The 4,229-nt window shown below is 34.9% G+C and carries 5 protein-coding genes; 1 reads left to right on the top strand and 4 read right to left on the bottom strand.

Annotation, left to right across the window (positions count from 1 at the left end):
• Positions 1-358: 358 nt before the first annotated feature.
• Entirely contained in the window at positions 359-1,441 is a 1,083-nt protein-coding gene (gene dinB, locus ACK5ON_RS11790; RefSeq protein WP_409822712.1) for a DNA polymerase IV, read from the bottom strand.
• 40 nt (positions 1,442-1,481) lie between these two features.
• On the opposite strand from dinB, the gene ACK5ON_RS11785 reads away from it, so the two are divergent.
• The gene (locus ACK5ON_RS11785) at positions 1,482-1,949 is read left to right on the top strand and encodes a CYTH domain-containing protein (RefSeq protein WP_409822708.1); all 468 of its coding nucleotides are present in this window, start codon (positions 1,482-1,484) and stop codon (positions 1,947-1,949) included.
• 3 nt (positions 1,950-1,952) lie between these two features.
• Here ACK5ON_RS11785 and ACK5ON_RS11780 read toward each other — a convergent pair whose 3' ends face one another.
• The 3 genes from ACK5ON_RS11780 to pgi all read right to left on the bottom strand — a co-directional run.
• On the bottom strand, positions 1,953-2,489 hold the full coding sequence (locus ACK5ON_RS11780; RefSeq protein WP_409822705.1) for a septal ring lytic transglycosylase RlpA family protein: 537 nt from the start codon (positions 2,487-2,489) through the stop codon (positions 1,953-1,955).
• A 46-nt stretch (positions 2,490-2,535) separates the two neighbouring features.
• Entirely contained in the window at positions 2,536-2,964 is a 429-nt protein-coding gene (locus ACK5ON_RS11775) for a hypothetical protein (RefSeq protein ID WP_409822702.1), read from the bottom strand.
• Between the two features lie 74 nt (positions 2,965-3,038).
• The coding region (gene pgi, locus ACK5ON_RS11770) for a glucose-6-phosphate isomerase (protein ID WP_409822699.1) at positions 3,039-4,229 on the bottom strand (1,191 nt) is incomplete at its 5' end.

The raw sequence follows: 4,229 nt of genomic DNA, 5'->3' as shown, positions 1-4,229 counted from the left end.
AAGATTTCAAGTAGAGACTAAGGTAACTCTCAATAGTAAAACCAGCTTTCGGGCTGGTTTTTTTATGTTTTATTGTTAAATGATTTAAAAAATCTTTTATTTAACTCAAATAACGCTCCCGAAAACAAAAAAAAGGATATTTTCTTACTTCGGACGGCTTAGATTGGTCTTCGGACGGCTTAGCATAGTCTTCGGATGGCTTAGTTTAGTTGTCGGACACTTTAGAATATTCGTCTGATGGCTTTGTTCAATTATCGGACACCTTAGTATACGCTTCTAACAGCTTTGGGATTATATCTAACTCTTATTTTCATGCTTCGGATGAAAAAATGGTATTGTTTTGCCACTAAAGTTGTTTCTAAAACTCAAACTTCAATTGCACCACAACTGTTTTTTTAATTTCAGTATTTAAATTATTTAACGAAATGCCAAGCAGTCGAACCGATTCTTTCATGCGTTCTTGGTATAAAAGTTCTTTGGCAACTTCCAAAAGTAATCCTTTGTCTGAAATGAAATAGGGCAAAGTCTTGCTTCTAGTTTGGGTTGTAAAGTCACTATATTTTATTTTTAGGGTTACAGTTTTCCCAGAGATGTTGTATTTCTTCAAACGGTTTTCTAACTCTAAGGATATGCGCTCCAGTTTTTCAAGCATAAAGATTTCCGAAGTCAAATTTTCAGTAAACGTATGTTCCGCCGCCACCGATTTTGTAATTCTGTTGGGTTTGACTTCGCTGTTGTGAATGCCACGCACTATGTTGTAGAAATGCAGACCACTTTTGCTGAAATGGTCTTCTAGAAATTCCCTTGATTTTGATTTTAAATCTTTGCCGGTAAAAATCCCAAGTTGATACATTCTATCGCGAGTGACTTTCCCAATGCCATAGAATTTTTTGATGTCTAAGTTTTCTAAAAACGATTCCACTTCTTCTGGATTTACTGTTTTTTGTCCGTTGGGTTTGTTGTAATCGCTGGCAATTTTTGCTACAAATTTATTCACCGAAATGCCCGCCGAGGCAGTCAATCCAACTTCTTCAAAAATCCGTTGCCTGATTTCTTGTGCAATGAGCGAAGCACTTGGATTTCCTTTTTTGTTTTGGGTTACATCAAGATACGCTTCATCAAGTGACAACGGTTCTACCAAATCTGTATAGTCGTGAAAAATTTTTCTAATTTGTTTTGAAATTTCTTTGTAACGGTCAAATCGTGGGGGAACAAAGAGTAAATCGGGACAATTCCTTTTGGCTTGTACACCACTCATCGCACTTCGAACACCAAACTTTCGTGCTTCATAACTGGCTGCCGAAACCACACCACGAACTTCACTTCCGCCTACAGCCAATGGCTTTCCCTTCAATTCAGGATTATCCATTTGTTCCACAGAAGCATAAAAAGCATCCATGTCTACATGAATAATTTTTCGATAAGAAATCGGTTCAGCCATATCACAAATTTATAGTATCTTTCGATAAAATTTGTATCCAATGGTTGAAATTGAGCGGAAGTTTTTAGTCCTTTCAGATGATTTTATTAAAGTTGCTTTTTCTAAAAAAAGAATTGTTCAGGGATATTTAAGTACGGTTCCTGAGCGCACAGTTAGAGTTCGAATTAAAGCTGACAAAGGATATATTACCATCAAAGGGAAAAGTACCAACGATGGAACAACACGACTGGAATGGGAAAGAGAAATTAGCTTAGCCGATGCTGAGGCGTTACTTTCAATTTGCGAAAGCGGCACGATTGATAAAGTTCGACACGAGGTAAAAGTGGGAAATCACATTTATGAAGTGGATGTTTTTTCGGGAGAAAATGAGGGTTTGATAATGGCAGAAATAGAATTACTAAGGGAAGATGAGATTTTTGAAAAACCACATTGGCTAGGAAAAGAAGTGACAAACGATGAGCGATTTTACAATGCTTATTTGAGTAAAAATCCTTTTAAGACATGGTAATTTTTACTCAACAACTTCCAATTTTACGATTATTACACCAGAATTTTTGTTGGAAGTAATCTCCATAAAAGCCCTTCTACTCAAATCTATTTCTCGAACTTTTGAAAATGGTCCACGATCGTTAATTTCAACAATTACCGATTTGCCATTCGCTTCGTTAGTTACTCTTACTTTTGTTCCAAAGGGTAATTTTTTATGAGCAGCGGTGTATTTATTATTATCAAATTTTTTTCCGCTTGCTGTTCTTCTACCATTGAATTTATTGTGATAGTAGGATGCGTGAGCGTTTTTTTTGATTTGTTTTACGATTCCATTTTGGAATAAAGCATTCAATGAATCTTGTTCCGATAAGGGAAATTCAGGAGCAAGAGAATCTTTTTTTATTATATTAAAATTAGATAGCTCTTTAGAATCAGTGACTTTCGGTTTGTCTGTTTTCTTTTTTTGAACTTTTTCTTTTTGCTGTTTTTGTTTAGGATGATCTGTTTGTATCACAAAACTACATAGCGAAAATAATAGTACGATTAATTTAAGACCCATTTATATATTTTTAGGATAAAAAAAGTCCTTTTCAGGACTTCATTTGTTATTTATTGAACCACAAACTCCAAGGAATTCTAATTAAAATCAATGCCAAACCAATGCCATAAAAAACCGCAATTGATTTAAATTTTGCAGTATTGGTTTCCCCTTTTTTATGTTTAGACCATCCAATAGTTATTAAAACAATAGCAATAATATTGGTTATCGGATGTTCAAGTGAAGTAAGTCTGAGTGCGGCATCTTTCATTTGACCAAAAACGGCTGAACCTAGCGGAGAGACAAAATAAAGAATCAATCCCACTACTAATTGTATATGAGTGGCTATTAATCCAAACAAAGCAATTTTTCTGTCCTTGGCAGTGAATTCTCTTTTTGAAGACATTCCTATGAAAGAATTTAGAACAGCAAAAACCAATAATAATAATGCTAAATATGCCCAGCCAGAATGAAACTTTTGAATAAAATGATACATTGTTTTATTTTTTGAAAAACAAATATAACGAAAAAGGCATAAAAAAACGGCAACGCTAGTTACCGTTTTAACATTTATTTAGTACTTAAATAATATTCCAGCAACTTGATTGTTGAACTATCATGAGAATTTATTTTTTTGGAATTTATTTCATCCAAAATAGAATTAGCCAATTGCTTTCCTAGTTCAACACCCCATTGGTCGTAACTAAAAATATTCCAAATGACACCTTGTACAAAAATTTTGTGCTCGTATAAAGCTACTAGTGAACCCAGCGATTTTGGTGTTAATTTTTGAATTAAAAAAGTATTCGTTGGCTTGTTTCCTGCAAAAACTTTAAAAGGCAGTAAGAACGCTGCTTTTTCTGCTGAAACGTTTTGTTTATCAAATTCGGCTTGAACTTGAGCTTCTGTTTTACCATTTAGCAGAGCTTCAGTTTGTGCAAAAAAGTTGGACATCAACTTATCATGATGGTCTTGATTGCCGTATAATGGTTTTGCAAATCCGATAAAATCTGTTGGAATCAATTTTGTGCCTTGATGAATTAACTGAAAAAAAGCATGTTGTGAATTGGTCCCAGGTTCACCCCAAATAATAGTTCCCGTTTGATAGTTTACAGGGTTTCCATCTCGACCAATACTCTTTCCGTTGCTCTCCATAATGCCTTGTTGCAAGTAAGGTGCTAGTTTTTGTAAATATTGTGTGTAGGGAATAAGAGCTTCGCTTTCGGCGCCAAAAAAGTTGTTGTACCAAATGCTTAGCAAAGCTAAAACAACCGGAATATTTTTGTCAAAAGACTCAGTTTTGAAATGGTCATCCATATCGTTTGCCCCTTTCAATAAATCGTCGAAATTTTCGAAACCAACCGCTAAGCATATGGATAACCCAACAGCGCTCCAAAGTGAAAATCGTCCGCCAACCCAATCCCACATGGGGAAAATGTTATCAGGATTGATACCAAAATCAGTAACTTTTTGAATATTAGTTGAGACAGCTACAAAGTGTTTGGCTACATCATTTTGTGTTGCTGTCCCAAATTCTCTGGATAAAAACCATTCACGTATTGTTTCAGCGTTTGAAAGTGTTTCTTGTGTGGTAAACGTTTTAGAAGCAATGACAAAAAGTGTGGTTTCGGGATTTATTTTCTTAATGATTTCGTTGACATGGTCACCATCAACATTGGAAACAAAATGAACATTTAAATGATTTTTATAGAATTGTAATGCTTCAACCACCATAGCTGGACCAAGGTCTGAACCGCCAAT

This window comes from Flavobacterium sp. (assembly GCF_046317795.1).
GTDB lineage: Bacteria > Bacteroidota > Bacteroidia > Flavobacteriales > Flavobacteriaceae > Flavobacterium.
Note: the sequence above shows the minus strand (reverse complement) of the source record. Positions and strands in the feature narration are given on the sequence as shown.